Origin of the sequence: Streptomyces brevispora, from assembly GCF_007829885.1 — a bacterium.
Classification (GTDB): domain Bacteria; phylum Actinomycetota; class Actinomycetes; order Streptomycetales; family Streptomycetaceae; genus Streptomyces; species Streptomyces brevispora.
Map to the genome: position 1 here is coordinate 3,816,400 of NZ_VIWW01000001.1, position 16,914 is coordinate 3,833,313.

Annotated in this window: 29 protein-coding genes; all 29 read left to right on the forward strand. The window is 66.1% G+C overall.

Annotated elements, in window-relative coordinates:
* Positions 1 to 2 precede the first annotated feature (2 nt).
* The 29 genes from rplD to truA all read left to right on the forward strand — a co-directional run bounded on the left by rplD (position 3) and on the right by truA (position 16,838).
* Positions 3 to 653, forward strand: a complete 651-nt coding sequence (gene rplD, locus FHX80_RS17850; RefSeq protein WP_145765089.1) for a 50S ribosomal protein L4 — start codon at positions 3 to 5, stop codon at positions 651 to 653.
* Positions 653 to 976, forward strand: coding sequence for a 50S ribosomal protein L23 (rplW, locus tag FHX80_RS17855; RefSeq protein WP_014154589.1), 324 nt, complete (start codon positions 653 to 655; stop codon positions 974 to 976). Before rplD ends, rplW begins: the two co-directional genes overlap by 1 nt.
* A 50-nt stretch (positions 977 to 1,026) precedes the next feature.
* On the forward strand, positions 1,027 to 1,863 hold the full coding sequence (rplB, locus tag FHX80_RS17860; protein ID WP_145765090.1) for a 50S ribosomal protein L2: 837 nt from the start codon (positions 1,027 to 1,029) through the stop codon (positions 1,861 to 1,863).
* A 12-nt stretch (positions 1,864 to 1,875) separates the two neighbouring features.
* Positions 1,876 to 2,157, forward strand: a complete 282-nt coding sequence (gene rpsS / locus FHX80_RS17865; protein WP_023539342.1) for a 30S ribosomal protein S19 — start codon at positions 1,876 to 1,878, stop codon at positions 2,155 to 2,157.
* Between the two features lie 43 nt (positions 2,158 to 2,200).
* Positions 2,201 to 2,548, forward strand: coding sequence for a 50S ribosomal protein L22 (gene rplV / locus FHX80_RS17870; RefSeq protein ID WP_073733141.1), 348 nt, complete (start codon positions 2,201 to 2,203; stop codon positions 2,546 to 2,548).
* On the forward strand, positions 2,548 to 3,384 hold the full coding sequence (gene rpsC / locus FHX80_RS17875) for a 30S ribosomal protein S3 (protein ID WP_123461067.1): 837 nt from the start codon (positions 2,548 to 2,550) through the stop codon (positions 3,382 to 3,384). Before rplV ends, rpsC begins: the two co-directional genes overlap by 1 nt.
* A 5-nt stretch (positions 3,385 to 3,389) precedes the next feature.
* Positions 3,390 to 3,809 carry a 50S ribosomal protein L16 gene (gene rplP / locus FHX80_RS17880; RefSeq protein WP_003966953.1) on the forward strand — a complete coding sequence of 140 codons (420 nt, stop codon included), beginning with the start codon at positions 3,390 to 3,392 and terminating at the stop codon, positions 3,807 to 3,809.
* Positions 3,809 to 4,033: a 50S ribosomal protein L29 gene (gene rpmC / locus FHX80_RS17885; RefSeq protein WP_024494976.1), complete on the forward strand. Its 225-nt coding sequence runs from the start codon at positions 3,809 to 3,811 to the stop codon at positions 4,031 to 4,033. The genes rplP and rpmC overlap by 1 nt, the downstream gene beginning before the upstream one ends.
* Entirely contained in the window at positions 4,033 to 4,317 is a 285-nt protein-coding gene (gene rpsQ, locus FHX80_RS17890) for a 30S ribosomal protein S17 (protein WP_073786784.1), read from the forward strand. The genes rpmC and rpsQ overlap by 1 nt, the downstream gene beginning before the upstream one ends.
* Before the next feature lie 109 nt (positions 4,318 to 4,426).
* Positions 4,427 to 4,795, forward strand: a complete 369-nt coding sequence (gene rplN / locus FHX80_RS17895; protein ID WP_003966950.1) for a 50S ribosomal protein L14 — start codon at positions 4,427 to 4,429, stop codon at positions 4,793 to 4,795.
* Positions 4,796 to 4,797: 2 nt separating this feature from the next.
* Positions 4,798 to 5,121: a 50S ribosomal protein L24 gene (gene rplX / locus FHX80_RS17900; RefSeq protein ID WP_018550616.1), complete on the forward strand. Its 324-nt coding sequence runs from the start codon at positions 4,798 to 4,800 to the stop codon at positions 5,119 to 5,121.
* Positions 5,121 to 5,678, forward strand: coding sequence for a 50S ribosomal protein L5 (gene rplE / locus FHX80_RS17905; RefSeq protein ID WP_018550615.1), 558 nt, complete (start codon positions 5,121 to 5,123; stop codon positions 5,676 to 5,678). The genes rplX and rplE overlap by 1 nt, the downstream gene beginning before the upstream one ends.
* A gap of 2 nt (positions 5,679 to 5,680) precedes the next feature.
* Positions 5,681 to 5,866 (forward strand): type Z 30S ribosomal protein S14, encoded by a 186-nt coding sequence (locus FHX80_RS17910; RefSeq protein WP_024491590.1) that lies wholly within the window; start codon positions 5,681 to 5,683, stop codon positions 5,864 to 5,866.
* Positions 5,867 to 6,090: 224 nt separating this feature from the next.
* Positions 6,091 to 6,489, forward strand: a complete 399-nt coding sequence (rpsH, locus tag FHX80_RS17920) for a 30S ribosomal protein S8 (RefSeq protein WP_024491591.1) — start codon at positions 6,091 to 6,093, stop codon at positions 6,487 to 6,489.
* Between the two features lie 21 nt (positions 6,490 to 6,510).
* Positions 6,511 to 7,050: a 50S ribosomal protein L6 gene (rplF, locus tag FHX80_RS17925; RefSeq protein WP_145765091.1), complete on the forward strand. Its 540-nt coding sequence runs from the start codon at positions 6,511 to 6,513 to the stop codon at positions 7,048 to 7,050.
* Positions 7,051 to 7,053: 3 nt separating this feature from the next.
* Complete coding sequence (rplR, locus tag FHX80_RS17930; protein ID WP_136328430.1) at positions 7,054 to 7,437, forward strand: 50S ribosomal protein L18; 384 nt, start codon at positions 7,054 to 7,056, stop codon at positions 7,435 to 7,437.
* Between the two features lie 47 nt (positions 7,438 to 7,484).
* A complete protein-coding gene (gene rpsE / locus FHX80_RS17935) occupies positions 7,485 to 8,087 on the forward strand; it encodes a 30S ribosomal protein S5 (protein ID WP_123461068.1) in 603 nt (200 codons plus the stop codon).
* Positions 8,087 to 8,269, forward strand: coding sequence for a 50S ribosomal protein L30 (rpmD, locus tag FHX80_RS17940; protein WP_024491595.1), 183 nt, complete (start codon positions 8,087 to 8,089; stop codon positions 8,267 to 8,269). Before rpsE ends, rpmD begins: the two co-directional genes overlap by 1 nt.
* A gap of 1 nt (position 8,270) precedes the next feature.
* Complete coding sequence (gene rplO, locus FHX80_RS17945; protein WP_123461069.1) at positions 8,271 to 8,726, forward strand: 50S ribosomal protein L15; 456 nt, start codon at positions 8,271 to 8,273, stop codon at positions 8,724 to 8,726.
* A 224-nt stretch (positions 8,727 to 8,950) separates the two neighbouring features.
* Positions 8,951 to 10,270, forward strand: coding sequence for a preprotein translocase subunit SecY (gene secY / locus FHX80_RS17950; RefSeq protein WP_145765092.1), 1,320 nt, complete (start codon positions 8,951 to 8,953; stop codon positions 10,268 to 10,270).
* Entirely contained in the window at positions 10,270 to 10,929 is a 660-nt protein-coding gene (locus FHX80_RS17955; protein ID WP_145765093.1) for an adenylate kinase, read from the forward strand. The genes secY and FHX80_RS17955 overlap by 1 nt, the downstream gene beginning before the upstream one ends.
* Positions 10,930 to 11,051: 122 nt before the next feature.
* Entirely contained in the window at positions 11,052 to 11,888 is an 837-nt protein-coding gene (gene map, locus FHX80_RS17960; protein WP_145765094.1) for a type I methionyl aminopeptidase, read from the forward strand.
* A 610-nt stretch (positions 11,889 to 12,498) separates the two neighbouring features.
* Positions 12,499 to 12,720, forward strand: a complete 222-nt coding sequence (infA, locus tag FHX80_RS17965) for a translation initiation factor IF-1 (protein ID WP_014047798.1) — start codon at positions 12,499 to 12,501, stop codon at positions 12,718 to 12,720.
* A gap of 60 nt (positions 12,721 to 12,780) precedes the next feature.
* The gene (rpmJ, locus tag FHX80_RS17970) at positions 12,781 to 12,894 is read left to right on the forward strand and encodes a 50S ribosomal protein L36 (RefSeq protein ID WP_003956441.1); all 114 of its coding nucleotides are present in this window, start codon (positions 12,781 to 12,783) and stop codon (positions 12,892 to 12,894) included.
* A 194-nt stretch (positions 12,895 to 13,088) separates the two neighbouring features.
* The gene (gene rpsM, locus FHX80_RS17975; RefSeq protein ID WP_014047799.1) at positions 13,089 to 13,469 is read left to right on the forward strand and encodes a 30S ribosomal protein S13; all 381 of its coding nucleotides are present in this window, start codon (positions 13,089 to 13,091) and stop codon (positions 13,467 to 13,469) included.
* 105 nt (positions 13,470 to 13,574) lie between these two features.
* The gene (gene rpsK, locus FHX80_RS17980) at positions 13,575 to 13,979 is read left to right on the forward strand and encodes a 30S ribosomal protein S11 (protein ID WP_006376016.1); all 405 of its coding nucleotides are present in this window, start codon (positions 13,575 to 13,577) and stop codon (positions 13,977 to 13,979) included.
* A 138-nt stretch (positions 13,980 to 14,117) separates the two neighbouring features.
* A complete protein-coding gene (locus FHX80_RS17985; protein WP_024491600.1) occupies positions 14,118 to 15,140 on the forward strand; it encodes a DNA-directed RNA polymerase subunit alpha in 1,023 nt (340 codons plus the stop codon).
* 251 nt (positions 15,141 to 15,391) lie between these two features.
* Complete coding sequence (rplQ, locus tag FHX80_RS17990) at positions 15,392 to 15,895, forward strand: 50S ribosomal protein L17 (RefSeq protein WP_123461073.1); 504 nt, start codon at positions 15,392 to 15,394, stop codon at positions 15,893 to 15,895.
* Positions 15,896 to 15,983: 88 nt separating this feature from the next.
* Positions 15,984 to 16,838, forward strand: coding sequence for a tRNA pseudouridine(38-40) synthase TruA (truA, locus tag FHX80_RS17995; RefSeq protein WP_145765095.1), 855 nt, complete (start codon positions 15,984 to 15,986; stop codon positions 16,836 to 16,838).
* Positions 16,839 to 16,914 lie beyond the last annotated feature (76 nt).

Consider the following 16,914-nt stretch of genomic DNA (forward strand, 5'->3'; position numbering starts at 1 on the left):
TAATGAGCACCATTGACATCCTTTCGCCGGCAGGCGACAAGGCCGGTACCGTCGAGCTCCCCGCGGAGATCTTCGACGCGAAGACCAGCGTTCCGCTGATCCACCAGGTCGTTGTCGCGCAGCTGGCAGCTGCCCGTCAGGGCACGCACAAGACCAAGCGTCGCGGCGAAGTCCGTGGTGGTGGGCGCAAGCCTTACCGCCAGAAGGGCACCGGCCGCGCGCGCCAGGGTTCGACCCGCGCGCCGCAGTTCGTCGGCGGTGGCGTCGTCCACGGCCCGCAGCCGCGTGACTACTCGCAGCGCACCCCGAAGAAGATGAAGGCCGCCGCCCTGCGCGGTGCCCTCTCCGACCGGGCGCGCCACTCCCGCATCCACGTCGTCACCGGCGTGGTCGAGGGTGGAGTCTCCACGAAGGCCGCGAAGACGCTGTTCGGCAAGATCTCGGAGCGCAAGAACGTGCTCCTGGTCGTCGACCGCAACGACGAGGCCGCGTGGCTCTCCGCACGCAACCTGCCCCAGGTGCACATCCTGGATCCGGGCCAGCTGAACACGTACGACGTGATCGTCTCTGACGACGTGGTCTTCACCCAGGCCGCTTTCGAGTCCTTCGTGTCTGGCCGCCAGACCGCTGAGACCGAAGGGAGCGACGCCTGATGAGCGAGGCGACCGTTACCAGCAAGACCTACTCCGACCCGCGTGACGTTCTCGTCAAGCCGGTTGTTTCGGAGAAGAGCTACGCGCTGCTCGACGAGAACAAGTACACGTTCATCGTCGCGCCCGGCTCCAACAAGACCCAGATCAAGCAGGCCGTGGAAGCGGTCTTCTCGGTCAAGGTCACCGGGGTCAACACGATCAACCGGCAGGGTAAGCGCAAGCGCACCAAGACCGGTTTCGGCAAGCGCGCCGACACGAAGCGCGCCATCGTGACCCTCGCTGAGGGCGACCGTATCGACATCTTCGGCGGCCCGACCTCCTGACGGAGGTTGAGACGTCCAGGATCCGGAAATCTTCCGAGGACTGAGAGATAATGGGTATCCGCAAGTACAAGCCGACGACCCCGGGCCGTCGTGGCTCCAGCGTCGCCGACTTTGTCGAGATCACGCGGTCCACGCCGGAGAAGTCGCTGGTCCGCCCCCTGCACAGCAAGGGCGGCCGTAACAACACCGGTCGTGTGACCGTTCGCCACCAGGGTGGTGGCCACAAGCGCGCCTACCGCGTGATCGACTTCCGTCGTCACGACAAGGACGGCGTGCCGGCCAAGGTCGCGCACATCGAGTACGACCCGAACCGCACCGCGCGCATCGCGCTCCTGCACTACGCCGACGGCGAGAAGCGATACATCATCGCGCCGCGCGGCCTGACGCAGGGCGACCGTGTCGAGAACGGTCCGGCCGCCGACATCAAGCCCGGTAACAACCTGGCGCTGCGCAACATCCCGGTCGGTACGACCATCCACGCCATCGAGCTGCGGCCCGGCGGCGGCGCGAAGTTCGCCCGTTCCGCGGGTGCCTCCGTGCAGCTGCTGGCGAAGGAGGGCACCATGGCCCACCTTCGTATGCCGTCGGGTGAGATCCGCCTGGTCGACGCCCGCTGCCGCGCCACCATCGGTGAGGTCGGCAACGCCGAGCAGTCGAACATCAACTGGGGCAAGGCCGGCCGCATGCGCTGGAAGGGCGTTCGCCCGTCCGTCCGCGGTGTCGCGATGAACCCGGTTGACCACCCGCACGGTGGTGGTGAGGGCAAGACCTCCGGTGGTCGCCACCCGGTCTCGCCGTGGGGTCAGAAGGAGGGTCGTACTCGCTCGCCGAAGAAGGCATCGAGCAAGTACATCGTCCGCCGCCGCAAGACGAACAAGAAGCGCTAGGAGCGGGTTTAGATGCCGCGCAGTCTCAAGAAGGGGCCCTTCGTCGACGGCCACCTCATCAAGAAGGTGGACGTACAGAACGAGGCAGGCACCAAGAACGTCATCAAGACCTGGTCCCGTCGCTCGATGATCATCCCGGCCATGCTGGGTCACACCATCGCGGTGCACAACGGCAAGATCCACGTCCCGGTGTTCGTCACCGAGTCGATGGTCGGCCACAAGCTCGGCGAGTTCTCGCCGACTCGCACCTTCCGCGGCCACGTCAAGGACGACCGGAAGTCGAAGCGCCGCTAAGCGCGGGGTGGAAACGACTATGACTCACACCGAAGGGACAACCATGGAAGCCAGGGCCCAGGCGCGGTACATCCGCGTCACGCCCATGAAGGCCCGCCGAGTGGTGGACCTCATCCGTGGCATGGATGCCACGGAGGCTCAGGCGGTCCTGCGTTTCGCCCCGCAGGCCGCGAGCGTGCCGGTTGGCAAGGTGCTTGACAGCGCCATTGCCAACGCTGCACACAACTACGACCACCCCGACGCCTCTTCGCTGGTCATCAGCGAGGCGTTTGTGGACGAGGGTCCGACCCTGAAGCGGTTCCGTCCGCGTGCTCAGGGCCGTGCCTACCGGATCCGTAAGCGGACCAGCCACATCACCGTGGTCGTCAGCAGCAAGGAAGGAACCCGGTAATGGGCCAGAAGGTTAACCCTCATGGGTTCCGGCTCGGCATTACCACGGACTTCAAGTCCCGTTGGTACGCCGACAAGCTGTACAAGGACTACGTCAAGGAAGACGTTGCCATTCGTCGCATGATGACGAAGGGCATGGAGCGGGCCGGCATCTCGAAGGTCGAGATCGAGCGCACCCGCGACCGCGTCCGCGTTGACATCCACACCGCCCGCCCGGGCATCGTCATCGGCCGCCGCGGCGCCGAGGCCGACCGCATCCGTGGCGAGCTGGAGAAGCTGACCGGCAAGCAGGTCCAGCTGAACATCCTCGAGGTCAAGAACCCCGAGGTGGACGCTCAGCTGGTGGCCCAGGCCGTCGCCGAGCAGCTCTCCTCCCGCGTCTCCTTCCGTCGTGCCATGCGCAAGAGCATGCAGAGCACGATGAAGGCCGGCGCCAAGGGCATCAAGATCCAGTGCGGCGGTCGCCTCGGCGGCGCCGAGATGTCCCGCTCGGAGTTCTACCGCGAGGGCCGCGTGCCCCTGCACACCCTCCGTGCGAACGTCGACTACGGCTTCTTCGAGGCCAAGACGACCTTCGGCCGTATCGGTGTGAAGGTCTGGATCTACAAGGGCGACGTCAAGAACATCGCCGAGGTCCGCGCCGAGAACGCTGCTGCCCGTGCGGGCAACCGCCCGGCCCGTGGCGGCGCTGACCGTCCGGCCGGCCGCGGTGGCCGTGGTGGCGAGCGTGGCGGTCGCGGCCGCAAGCCGCAGCAGTCGGCTCCGGCCGCCGAGGCCCCCAAGGCCGAGGCGTCCGCCGCTGCTCCGGCGGCTGAGAGCACCGGAACGGAGGCCTGACCGAAATGCTGATCCCCCGTAGGGTCAAGCACCGCAAGCAGCACCACCCGAAGCGCAGCGGTATGTCCAAGGGTGGCACGCAGGTTGCGTTCGGCGAGTACGGCATCCAGGCGCTGACCCCGGCGTACGTGACGAACCGTCAGATCGAGTCCGCTCGTATCGCGATGACCCGTCACATCAAGCGTGGCGGCAAGGTCTGGATCAACATCTACCCGGACCGCCCCCTGACGAAGAAGCCTGCCGAGACCCGCATGGGTTCCGGTAAGGGTTCTCCCGAGTGGTGGATCGCGAACGTCAAGCCGGGTCGGGTGATGTTCGAGCTGTCCTACCCGAACGAGAAGATTGCTCGTGAGGCGCTCACCCGCGCTGCTCACAAGCTTCCGATGAAGTGCCGGATTGTTCGGCGCGAGGCAGGTGAGTCGTGATGTCGGCCGGTACCAAGACGTCCGAGCTGCGCGAGCTGGGCAACGAGGAGCTCCTCAACAAGCTCCGCGAGGCCAAGGAAGAGCTGTTCAATCTCCGCTTCCAGGCGGCGACTGGTCAGCTCGAGAACCACGGCCGGCTCAAGTCCGTCCGTAAGGACATCGCCCGGATCTACACCCTGATGCGTGAGCGCGAGCTCGGTATCGAGACGGTGGAGAGCGTCTGATGAGCGAGAAGACTGTGACTGAGACCAACACCGACCGCGGTTTCCGCAAGACCCGTGAGGGTCTGGTCGTCAGCGACAAGATGGACAAGACCGTCGTCGTCGCTGTCGAGGACCGCGTCAAGCACGCGCTGTACGGCAAGGTCATCCGCCGTACGAACAAGCTCAAGGCTCACGACGAGCAGAACGCCGCCGGCGTCGGCGACCGCGTCCTCCTGATGGAGACCCGGCCGCTGTCCGCCACGAAGCGGTGGCGCATCGTCGAGATCCTCGAGAAGGCCAAGTAATTCCTGAAGGGCATTCCCCTCAGGCAGGTTCCGCCAGGCTCGGTGGGGAGCTGCGTAAGTCACTTACGGAGCTCCCCGCCGGGAACCGGCAGACGATCAGGAGATAGACGTGATCCAGCAGGAGTCGCGACTGCGCGTCGCCGACAACACGGGTGCGAAGGAAATTCTCACCATCCGTGTTCTCGGTGGCTCGGGTCGCCGCTACGCGGGCATCGGTGACGTCATCGTCGCCACCGTCAAGGACGCGATCCCCGGTGGCAACGTGAAGAAGGGTGACGTCGTCAAGGCCGTCATCGTTCGCACCGTCAAGGAGCGTCGTCGTCAGGATGGCTCGTACATCCGCTTCGACGAGAACGCCGCCGTCATTCTGAAGAACGACGGCGACCCCCGCGGCACCCGTATCTTCGGCCCGGTGGGCCGTGAGCTGCGCGAGAAGAAGTTCATGAAGATCATCTCGCTCGCGCCGGAGGTGCTGTAAGCATGAAGATCAAGAAGGGCGACCTGGTTCAGGTCATCACCGGTAAGGACAAGGGCAAGCAGGGCAAGGTCATCGTTGCCTACCCTGCTCAGGACCGCGTCCTCGTCGAGGGTGTCAACCGGGTCAAGAAGCACACGAAGGCCGGTCAGACCGCTCGCGGTTCGCAGACCGGTGGCATTGTGACGACCGAGGCTCCCGTCCACGTCAGCAACGTGCAGCTGGTTGTTGAGAAGGACGGCAACAAGGTCGTTACTCGCGTCGGCTACCGCTTTGACGACGAGGGCAACAAGATCCGCGTTGCCAAGCGCACCGGTGAGGACATCTGATGACTACCACCACTGCGCCGCGTCTCAAGACGCGCTACCGCGAGGAAATCGCCGGCAAGCTGCGTGAGGAGTTCTCCTACGAGAACGTCATGCAGATCCCCGGTCTGGTCAAGATCGTGGTCAACATGGGTGTGGGCGACGCCGCCCGCGACTCCAAGCTGATCGATGGCGCCGTGCGCGACCTCACCACGATCACGGGCCAGAAGCCGGCCGTCACCAAGGCCCGCAAGTCGATCGCGCAGTTCAAGCTGCGCGAGGGGCAGCCGATCGGCTGCCACGTCACCCTTCGTGGTGACCGCATGTGGGAGTTCCTGGACCGTACGCTGTCGCTCGCGCTTCCGCGTATCCGTGACTTCCGCGGCCTGTCGCCGAAGCAGTTCGACGGCCGTGGCAACTACACCTTCGGTCTCACGGAGCAGGTCATGTTCCACGAGATCGACCAGGACAAGATCGACCGGGTCCGGGGCATGGACATCACCGTGGTCACCACGGCGACCAATGACGACGAGGGTCGTGCCCTCCTTCGTCACCTCGGCTTCCCGTTCAAGGAGAACTGACCGTGGCGAAGAAGTCCCTGATCGCTAAGGCCGCCCGCAAGCCGAAGTTCGGCGTCCGCGGGTACACCCGCTGCCAGCGCTGCGGCCGGCCCCACTCCGTCTACCGCAAGTTCGGCCTGTGCCGCGTGTGCCTTCGTGAGATGGCTCACCGTGGCGAGCTGCCGGGCGTGACCAAGAGCTCCTGGTAATTCTCCTTCGCCCCTTGGGCGTTGGGATTACCCGGAAGCTCTCGGTAAGTATCTGGTCGGCAGGAGCCCGCCCCCACATGCCGTAGGCTTGTGTGGTTGGGCGCCTGCCGCCCTAGACCGACTTACTACGCCGTAGGTCCCCGCACCGCACCCGTCCCGCCACTGAGTGGGGAGAGGGATGGCGCATACAGGAAACCCCGGCGAGAGAGGCCGAAGGCCAACTCATGACCATGACTGATCCCATCGCAGACATGCTCACGCGTCTGCGTAACGCGAACTCGGCGTATCACGACGACGTCAAGATGCCGCACAGCAAGATCAAGTCGCACATCGCGGAGATCCTCCAGCAGGAGGGCTTCATCACCGGCTGGAAGGTCGAGGACGCCGAGGTCGGTAAGAGCCTCGTTCTCGACCTGAAGTTCGGTCCGAACCGCGAGCGTTCGATTGCCGGCATCAAGCGTATTTCGAAGCCGGGTCTGCGTGTATACGCAAAGTCCACCAATCTGCCGAAGGTTCTCGGCGGCCTGGGCGTGGCGATCATCTCCACGTCCCACGGTCTCCTGACCGGCCAGCAGGCCAGCAAGAAGGGCGTAGGTGGGGAAGTCCTCGCCTACGTCTGGTAGTCGGGAACGGAGGAAAAGCTCATGTCGCGAATCGGCAAGCTCCCCATCCAGGTTCCCGCCGGTGTGGACGTCACCATCGATGGCCGTACGGTCGCGGTGAAGGGCCCCAAGGGCACCCTCTCGCACACCGTTGCCGCGCCGATCGAGGTCACCAAGGGTGAGGACGGCGTTCTGAACGTCATCCGCCCGAACGACGAGCGTCAGAACAAGGCCCTTCACGGCCTGTCCCGCACGCTGGTGGCGAACATGATCACCGGTGTGACCCAGGGATACATCAAGGCGCTCGAGATCAGCGGTGTCGGTTACCGAGTCCAGGCGAAGGGCTCCAACCTGGAGTTCGCCCTGGGCTACAGCCACCCGATCCTCATCGAGGCCCCCGAAGGCATCACCTTCAAGGTCGAGACGCCCACGAAGTTCACTGTCGAGGGCATCGACAAGCAGAAGGTCGGCGAGGTTTCGGCGAAGATCCGCAAGCTGCGGAAGCCTGACCCGTACAAGGCCAAGGGCGTCAAGTACGCCGGCGAGGTTATCCGCCGCAAGGTCGGAAAGGCGGGTAAGTAAGCCATGGCATACGGTGTAAAGATCGCCAAGGGCGACGCCTACAAGCGTGCCGCCCTCAAGCGTCGCCACATCCGCGTCCGGAAGCACATCTCCGGTTCGCCCGAGCGTCCGCGCTTGGTTGTGACGCGTTCGAACCGCCACATGGTCGCTCAGGTCATCGACGACATCGCGGGCCACACGCTCGCGTCGGCGTCGACGCTCGACGCCTCCATTCGCGGTGCCGAGGGTGACAAGAGTGCCCTCGCCAAGCAGGTCGGGGCCCTGGTCGCCGAGCGCGCCAAGGCCGCAGGCGTCGAGGCCGTCGTGTTTGACCGCGGTGGTAACCAGTACGCCGGGCGGATTGCCGCTCTGGCTGACGCCGCCCGTGAAGCCGGGCTGAAGTTCTAAGCCCCGGTTCCTACGCACAGCGGACGTAACAGAGAGAGGTAATTCCAATGGCTGGACCCCAGCGCCGCGGAAGCGGTGCCGGTGGCGGCGAGCGGCGGGACCGGAAGGGCCGTGACGGTGGCGCCAGCGCCGCCGAGAAGACCGCGTACGTCGAGCGCGTCGTCGCGATCAACCGTGTCGCCAAGGTCGTGAAGGGTGGTCGTCGCTTCAGCTTCACCGCGCTGGTCGTGGTGGGCGATGGTGACGGCAGCGTCGGTGTCGGATACGGCAAGGCCAAGGAAGTTCCCGCGGCCATCGCCAAGGGCGTTGAAGAGGCCAAGAAGAGCTTCTTCAAGGTTCCGCGTATCCAGGGCACCATCCCTCACCCGATCCAGGGCGAGAAGGCCGCGGGCGTTGTCCTGCTCAAGCCTGCTTCCCCCGGTACCGGTGTGATCGCGGGTGGCCCGGTGCGCGCCGTTCTGGAGTGCGCCGGCGTTCACGACATCCTGTCGAAGTCGCTCGGTTCTTCGAACCCGATCAACATCGTGCACGCGACGGTGGCGGCCCTTCAGGGTCTGCAGCGTCCCGAGGAGATCGCGGCTCGCCGTGGTCTGCCCCTCGAGGACGTGGCCCCCGCCGCTCTGCTCCGCGCCCGAGCGGCAGGTATGTGATGGCTCGCCTCAAGATCACACAGACCAAGTCGTACATCGGTAGCAAGCAGAACCACCGCGACACCCTGCGTTCGCTCGGGCTCAAGCGCCTGCACGACGTGGTTGTCAAGGAGGACCGCCCCGAGTTCCGCGGAATGGCTAACACCGTCCGCCACCTCGTGACGGTTGAGGAGGTCGACTGACATGGCGGAGAACCAGCCGCTGAAGGCCCACGACCTCCGGCCTGCCCCGGGCGCCAAGACCGCCAAGACCCGTGTGGGTCGAGGCGAGGCGTCCAAGGGTAAGACCGCCGGACGTGGCACCAAGGGCACGAAGGCCCGTTACCAGGTTCCGGAGCGCTTCGAGGGCGGGCAGATGCCCCTCCACATGCGTCTCCCGAAGCTCAAGGGCTTCAAGAACCCGTTCCGCACCGAGTACCAGGTCGTGAACCTGGACAAGCTCGCGACGCTCTACCCCGAGGGTGGAGAGGTCACGGTGGCCGATCTGGTCGCCAAGGGTGCGGTGCGCAACAACCACCTCGTCAAGGTCCTCGGACAGGGCGAGATCTCCGTGGCGCTGCAGGTTTCGGTTGACGCCGTCTCCGGCTCCGCCAAGGAGAAGATTGCCGCTGCGGGCGGCACTGTCACCGAGCTGGTCTGAGACAACTCGGACACATAGGTGGCCTGAACATCCGACCGGGGATGCCTCTCATATGGGGCATCCCCGGTTGGTCGTTCCTAGGGGGGCATGTACGCCGGTAAGGTGGCCTCCGTTGCTGTGGTAAGCCCTGGACGCATGTCGCCCGGGGACCTTTGACTGTTACGTATTCGTCAATCCTCAAGACCGTCACCTCTACGCATCGCGCGGGGGTCGCAGGAGGCACCGTGCTCACCGCGTTCGCCCGGGCGTTCAAGACGCCCGACCTGCGCAAGAAGCTGTTCTTCACGCTCGGCATCATCGTGCTCTACCGGCTCGGGGCGCACATCCCGGTCCCGGGAGTGAGCTACGAGAACGTCCAGACCTGTGTTGATCAGGCAAGTAAGGGCAACAACAGCCTCTTCGGCCTGGTGAACATGTTCAGCGGTGGTGCACTGCTGCAGATCACGATCTTCGCGCTCGGCATCATGCCGTACATCACGGCCAGCATCATTCTTCAGCTGCTGACCGTGGTGATCCCCCGACTCGAGGCGCTCAAGAAGGAGGGGCAGTCCGGCCAGGCAAAGATCACGCAGTACACGCGTTATCTGACGGTCGCGCTCGCCATCCTCCAGGGCACCGGCCTGGTGGCCACGGCCACCAGTGGCGCACTGTTCAGCGGCTGCCCGGTCGCCGACCAGATCGTCCCCAACCATTCGGTCTTCACGACCATCGTCATGGTCACCACGATGACCGCCGGCACTGCCGCCGTCATGTGGCTCGGTGAGCTCATCACCGACCGCGGCATCGGCAACGGCATGTCGATCCTGATGTTCATCTCGATCGCGGCCAGCTTCCCCGGCGCCCTGTGGGCCATCAAGACGAGTGGCAAGCTCGCGGACGGCTGGATCGAGTTCGGCACTGTCATCCTGATCGGCTTCGTGATGGTGGCCCTCGTGGTCTTCGTCGAGCAGGCCCAGCGCCGTATCCCGGTGCAGTACGCGAAGCGCATGATCGGCCGCAGGTCGTACGGTGGCACGTCCACCTACATCCCGCTGAAGGTCAATCAGGCGGGTGTGATTCCGGTCATCTTCGCTTCTTCGCTGCTCTACATTCCGGCCCTGATCGTTCAGTTCTCCAACTCCACCGCGGGCTGGGCGACCTGGATCAAGGACCACTTCGTCAAGGGCGACCACCCGTACTACATCACCGCGTACTTCCTGTTGATCGTGTTCTTCGCCTTCTTCTATGTGGCGATCTCGTTCAACCCCGAGGAAGTCGCCGATAACATGAAGAAGTATGGTGGCTTCATCCCGGGTATCCGGGCTGGTCGACCTACTGCCGAGTATCTGAGCTACGTGCTCAACAGGATCACTTGGCCGGGCTCGCTGTACCTGGGTCTGATCGCTCTGGTGCCAACGATGGCGTTGGCAGGCTTCGGTGGCGCTAACCAGAACTTCCCGTTCGGCGGGACAAGCATCCTGATCATCGTGGGTGTGGGTCTGGAAACCGTGAAGCAGATTGAGAGTCAGCTCCAGCAGCGCAATTACGAAGGGTTCCTCCGCTGATGCGAATCGTCCTCGTCGGCCCGCCGGGTGCCGGCAAGGGAACGCAGGCTGCGTACCTTGCCAAGAACCTGTCGATTCCGCACATCTCCACGGGCGACCTCTTCCGCGCCAACATCAGCCAGGGCACTGACCTTGGCAAGCAGGCCCGTTCCTACATGGACGCGGGACAGCTGGTGCCGGACGAGGTCACGATCGGGATGGCCAAGGACCGGATGTCCCAGTCGGACGCGGTCAACGGCTTCCTGCTCGACGGCTTCCCGCGCAACGTGGGACAGGCCGAAGCCCTCGATGTGATGCTCAAGGACGAGGGCGTAAAGCTGGATGCGGTTCTCGACCTCGAAGTCCCCGAGGACGAGGTCGTGAAGCGGATCGCGGGCCGCCGGATCTGCCGCAACGACAGCGCGCACGTGTTCCACGTGACGTACAACCCGCCGGAGACCGAGGGTGTCTGCGACACCTGCGGTGGCGAGCTGTACCAGCGCGACGACGACAGCGAAGAGACGGTCCGCACCCGGCTCGAGGTCTACCACACGCAGACCGAGCCGATCATCGACTACTACAGGTCGCAGGACCTGGTGGTCACCATCTCCGCGCTCGGCAAGGTCACCGATGTGACCGAGCGGGCCATGGAGGCGCTCAAGAAGTCCGACGAGGGCTGAGAGCGAAACCCGTAGTACTTGTGCAGTCGGCCGCGGCGTCCATGGGCGCCGCGGCCGACTGTTTGCGCCGTATCGTGGAGTACGCCGCACCCGTCACCGTCGATGCAGAAAGGCGCCGCGCAATGGTGCAGATCAAGACCCCCGAGCAGATCGCGAAGATGCGTGAGGCGGGGCTGGTGGTCGCTGCCATTCACGCGGCCACCCGAGAGGCCGCGGTCCCCGGCGCCACCACACTGGACCTGGACCAGGTCGCCCGCAAGGTGATCGCCGACCACGGTGCGAAGTCGAACTTCCTCGGTTACGGCGGATTCCCCGCGACGATCTGCACCTCGGTCAACGAGGTCGTCGTGCACGGCATCCCGGACGACAAGACCGTCCTCAAGGACGGCGACATCATCTCCATCGACGCCGGCGCGATCATCGACGGCTGGCACGGCGACGCCGCGTACACGGCGTTCGTCGGCACCGGTCACGCTCCGGAGCTCGTCGAGCTGTCCCGGGTGACCGAGGAGTCGATGTGGGCCGGCATCGCCGCGATGAAGGTGAACAACCGCCTGGTCGACATCTCGAAGGCGATCGAGTCCTACATCCGCCGTCAGCCCCGCCCGTCGACCGGCAAGTACGGGATCGTCGAGGACTACGGCGGCCACGGCATCGGCACCGAGATGCACATGGACCCGCACCTGCTGAACTATGTCGCCCGCAAGCGCGGCAAGGGCATCAAGCTCGTTCCCGGTGTCTGTCTGGCCATCGAGCCGATGGTCTCGCTCGGCACGGCCCGCACCGAGGTGCTGCCCGACGAGTGGACCGTCATCACGACCGACGGCAGCTGGTCCTCCCACTGGGAGCACTCCATCGCCCTCACGGAGCAGGGCCCGCTGGTGCTGACCGCACCGGACTGCGGCCGCGCGAAGCTGGCGGAGTACGGCGTGGAGGCGGCTCCGGACCCGCTGGGGTGAGGGTCTCCCGGCGGGCGGAGCCCGACGCAGCGGGCCGAAGCCTGTGAGGCGCGTCGGCGCCGAGCCCGCGAGGGCTGCGTGAAAGTGGGGCCGGCGTGGAGGCGGCTCCGGACCCGCTGGGGTGAGAGCCGCCCGGCGGGCGGAGCCCGACGCAGCGGGCCGAAGCCTGTGAGGCGCGTCGGCGCCGAGCCCGCGAGGGCTGCGTGAAAGTGGGGCCGGCGTGGAGGCGGCTCCGGACCCGCTGGGGTGAGGGTCTCCCGGCGGGCGGAGCCCGACGCAGCGGGCCGAAGCCTGTGAGGCGCGTCGGCGCCGAGCCCGCGAGGGCTGCGTGAAAGTGGGGCCGGCGTGCAGGCGGCTCCGGACCCGCTGGGGTGAGAGCTGCCCGGCGAGGGGAGCCCCGCTGCGGTGATGAGGCCGCCACCGGCCCCGACACGGTGATTCGGGGCGGCCCGGAGGTCTAAGGATCTCCCGCGGTGGGCAAACTTGACGGATTCGTCTTTTGGAGTCCGCTGACGTAGACTGACTCGTCGGCTCTCGTGCATCAGTGTGCCCGTATGTATGCACACGAGTGTGCGGAGTCGATCAAGGTAGCCGATTCGAAAGGCGAAGCGTGGCCAAGAAGCAAGGTGCCATCGAAATTGAGGGCACCGTGATCGAGTCTCTCCCGAACGCCATGTTCAGGGTGGAGCTCCAGAACGGTCACAAGGTCCTCGCGCACATCAGCGGGAAGATGCGGATGCACTACATCCGAATCCTTCCCGATGACCGGGTCGTCGTGGAGCTCTCCCCGTACGACCTGACGCGTGGCCGGATCGTCTACCGCTACAAGTAGATCTTGCCCACATTCCGCTGCGGCGGAGTGCTGGCACTGACCCGGAGAACCTGACATCCCATGAAGGTCAAGCCGAGCGTCAAGAAGATCTGCGACAAGTGCAAGGTGATCCGCCGTCACGGTCGGGTCATGGTCATCTGCGACAACCTGCGCCACAAGCAGCGCCAGGGCTGACGCACGACCCCCTCGCATCTCGCAGTACTTCGCGCGACGCACGTAAACGTACATACGCAGAGCCCGTCCAAGCCTCGGCTGACGACACCTCCGGCGGGGGCCGGAGACCCGGACGTACCACTTCTCCCAGTGAGAGGTCGGCGGTCGGGAGTGGTACTGCGGAAGACCCCCGAAATGACAACTGGAGCCATTGAATGGCACGCGTTTCAGGTGTTGACATCCCGCGCGAAAAGCGCGTGGAGGTTGCCCTCACCTACGTCTTCGGTATCGGGCGCACCCGGTCCAAGGAGATCCTCGCCACCACCGGCGTGAACCCGAACACCCGCGTTCGTGACCTGGCCGAAGAGGACCTGGTCAAGATCCGCGAGTACGTGGACGCCAACCTCCGCACCGAGGGTGACCTCCGCCGCGAGATCCAGGGCGACATCCGCCGCAAGATCGAGATCGGCTGCTACCAGGGCATTCGTCACCGCCGTGGTCTGCCGGTGCACGGTCAGCGCACCAGCACCAACGCCCGCACCCGCAAGGGCCCGCGTCGCGCGATCGCCGGTAAGAAGAAGCCGGGCAAGAAGTAGTCCTCAGCGGACGCACTGCGAACGTCCGGGTTCCCGGACATCCGCAGCATCCAGCGGTCTTCGCTGTAGGACCGATCACCTCCCCTCTCCATCTGGAGTAAAGACATGCCCCCCAAGGGTCGTCAGGGCGCAGCCAAGAAGGTGCGTCGCAAGGAAAAGAAGAACGTCGCTCACGGCCACGCGCACATCAAGAGCACGTTCAACAACACCATCGTCTCGATCACGGACCCCGCGGGCAACGTGATCTCCTGGGCCTCCGCCGGCCACGTCGGCTTCAAGGGCTCGCGCAAGTCCACCCCCTTCGCCGCGCAGATGGCCGCCGAGTCGGCCGCCCGCCGCGCGCAGGAGCACGGCATGCGCAAGGTCGACGTCTTCGTGAAGGGTCCGGGCTCCGGCCGCGAGACCGCGATCCGCTCCCTCCAGGCCACGGGCCTCGAGGTCGGTTCGATCCAGGACGTCACCCCGACGCCGCACAACGGCTGCCGTCCGCCGAAGCGTCGCCGCGTCTGATCCGCAACGGCCGGTGACGGCCGTGCGTCAGTAGCGTGGGTACGGGCGGTATGTCCCCTACGGGGGTGTGCCGCCCGTACCCTTGTTTCATCTGTCGGGTGTCAAATAGTGGGCGCCCACGACTGAAGGATTCACACCATGCTTATCGCTCAGCGTCCCTCGCTGACCGAAGAGGTCGTTGACGAGTTCCGCTCGCGGTTCGTCATCGAGCCGCTGGAGCCGGGCTTCGGCTACACGCTCGGCAACTCTCTCCGCCGTACGCTCCTCTCCTCGATCCCCGGTGCCGCTGTCACCAGCATCCGGATCGACGGCGTCCTGCACGAGTTCACCACCGTGCCGGGTGTCAAGGAGGACGTCACCGACCTCATCCTCAACATCAAGCAGCTGGTCGTCTCCTCGGAGCACGACGAGCCGGTCGTGATGTACCTGCGCAAGCAGGGTCCCGGCCTGGTCACCGCTGCCGACATCGCCCCGCCGGCCGGTGTCGAGGTCCACAACCCGGACCTCGTCATGGCCACGCTCAACGGCAAGGGCAAGCTGGAGATGGAGCTGACCGTCGAGCGCGGTCGCGGCTACGTCTCCGCCGTCCAGAACAAGCAGGTGGGCCAGGAGATCGGCCGTATTCCGGTCGACTCCATCTACTCGCCGGTGCTCAAGGTCACGTACAAGGTCGAGGCGACCCGTGTCGAGCAGCGCACCGACTTCGACAAGCTGATCGTCGACGTCGAGACCAAGCAGGCCATGCGTCCGCGTGACGCCATGGCGTCGGCCGGTAAGACCCTGGTCGAGCTGTTCGGTCTGGCGCGCGAGCTCAACATCGACGCCGAGGGCATCGACATGGGCCCGTCCCCGACGGACGCCGCGCTCGCTGCCGATCTGGCGCTGCCGATTGAGGAGCTGGAGCTCACGGTCCGCTCGTACAACTGCCTCAAGCGCGAGGGCATCCACTCGGTGGGTGAGCTCGTGGCGCGTTCCGAGGCCGACCTGCTCGACATCCGCAACTTCGGTGCGAAGTCGATCGACGAGGTCAAGGCGAAGCTGGCCGGTATGGGCCTGGCGCTGAAGGACTCGCCTCCCGGCTTCGACCCCACCGCCGCTGCGGACGCGTTCGGCGCGGACGACGACGCGGACGCGGGTTTCGTGGAGACCGAGCAGTACTGAGCCGCCTCCGGCCGGGGCGCGCGTCCTTGACGGGTGCCCCGGCCGGGCGAGGGCTTTGTTCAATCGCCGGACGGGCCTGATCCTCGGGCTCGGGCGAGGGCTTTGTCCTCAAACGCCGTGCGGGCTTGATCTTCGGGCTGGGGCTCGATGTCGAGTGCGTGCGGCCGACGCATACTTCCGTGTGGCGACCGCCGCACGGGAACTGACACCGGTACCTGGTACGGCCGGTGCAGCACACAAGGAGAAATACCATGCCTCAGCCCGCCAAGGGCGCCCGTCTGGGCGGCAGCGCTGCGCACGAGAAGCACCTTCTCAACAACCTTGCGAAGGCGCTGTTCGAGCACGGCCGCATCACCACGACCGAGGCCAAGGCCCGCCGCCTGCGTCCGGTCGCCGAGCGTTTCATCACCAAGGCGAAGAAGGGCGACATCCACAACCGTCGCCTGGTGCTGCAGTCGATCACGGACAAGGGCATCGTGCACACGCTCTTCACCGAGATCGCCCCGCGGTACGAGAACCGCCCCGGTGGTTACACCCGTATCACCAAGATCGGCAACCGTCGTGGCGACAACGCCCCGATGGCCGTCATCGAGCTGGTCGAGGCCCTGACCGTGGCGCAGGCCGCCACCGGTGAGGCCGAGGCCGCCACAAAGCGTGCGGTCAAGGAAGACGCCCTCAAGAAGGACGAGACCCCGGTCGAGTCCGTCGAGGACGCCAAGCCGGCCGAGGCCGACGCGGAGTCCAAGGACGCCTGAGCGTTCTGAGACCACTGGACGGGCCCGCATCACCCTTCGGGGCGGTGCGGGCCCGTTCTGCTGTGCACGGATCTTGAGAGGATCGCTGGTGAGTGACGTAGTGGAGCCCGGTTTCGTACGGGTGCGGCTGGACCTGGCGTACGACGGCAAGGACTTCTCGGGCTGGGCGAAGCAGACCGGCCGGCGGACCGTCCAGGGGGAGATCGAGGATGCCCTGCGCACGGTGACCCGCTCCCGGCGGACGTACGACCTGACCGTGGCCGGGCGTACCGATGCCGGGGTGCACGCCCGCGGCCAGGTCGCGCACGTGGACCTGCCGGCCGAGGTGTGGGCCGAGCACGCGGACAAGCTGTTGCGGCGGATGGCCGGGCGGATGGCGCCCGATGTACGGATCCGGCGGATCGCGGAGGCGCCCGCGGGGTTCAACGCCCGCTTCTCGGCGCTGTGGCGCAGGTACGCGTACCGGGTGGCGGACCGGCCGGGAGGGGTCGACCCGCTGATCCGGGGTCATGTCCTGTGGCACGACCGGCCGTTGGACGTCGACGTGATGAACGAGGCGGCGGCGCGGATGACCGGCGAGCACGACTTCGCCGCGTACTGCAAGAAGCGGGAGGGTGCGACGACCATCCGCACGCTGCAGAAGCTGAGTTGGGTACGGGACGAGGCGTCCGGGGTCATGACGGCGACCGTGCAGGCCGACGCGTTCTGCCACAACATGGTGCGGGCGCTGATCGGCGCGGCGCTGTTCGTGGGGGACGGGCGGCGCCCGGCGGCGTGGCCGGCCGAGGTGCTGGCGGCCCGGGTGCGGGACCCCGGGGTGCACGTGGTGCGGCCGCACGGGCTGACGCTGGAGGAAGTCGCTTACCCGGCCGACGAGTTGCTGGCCGCGCGAGCCGTCGAGTCCCGTAACGTGCGGACCCTGCCGGGGGGCGGCTGCTGCTGACCGGGGGGCGGAAGGGGGGAACGACGGATCGGTCGGGCCGTGGAGCTCTCGCACGTGGACGGGTCGGTCGGGCCAG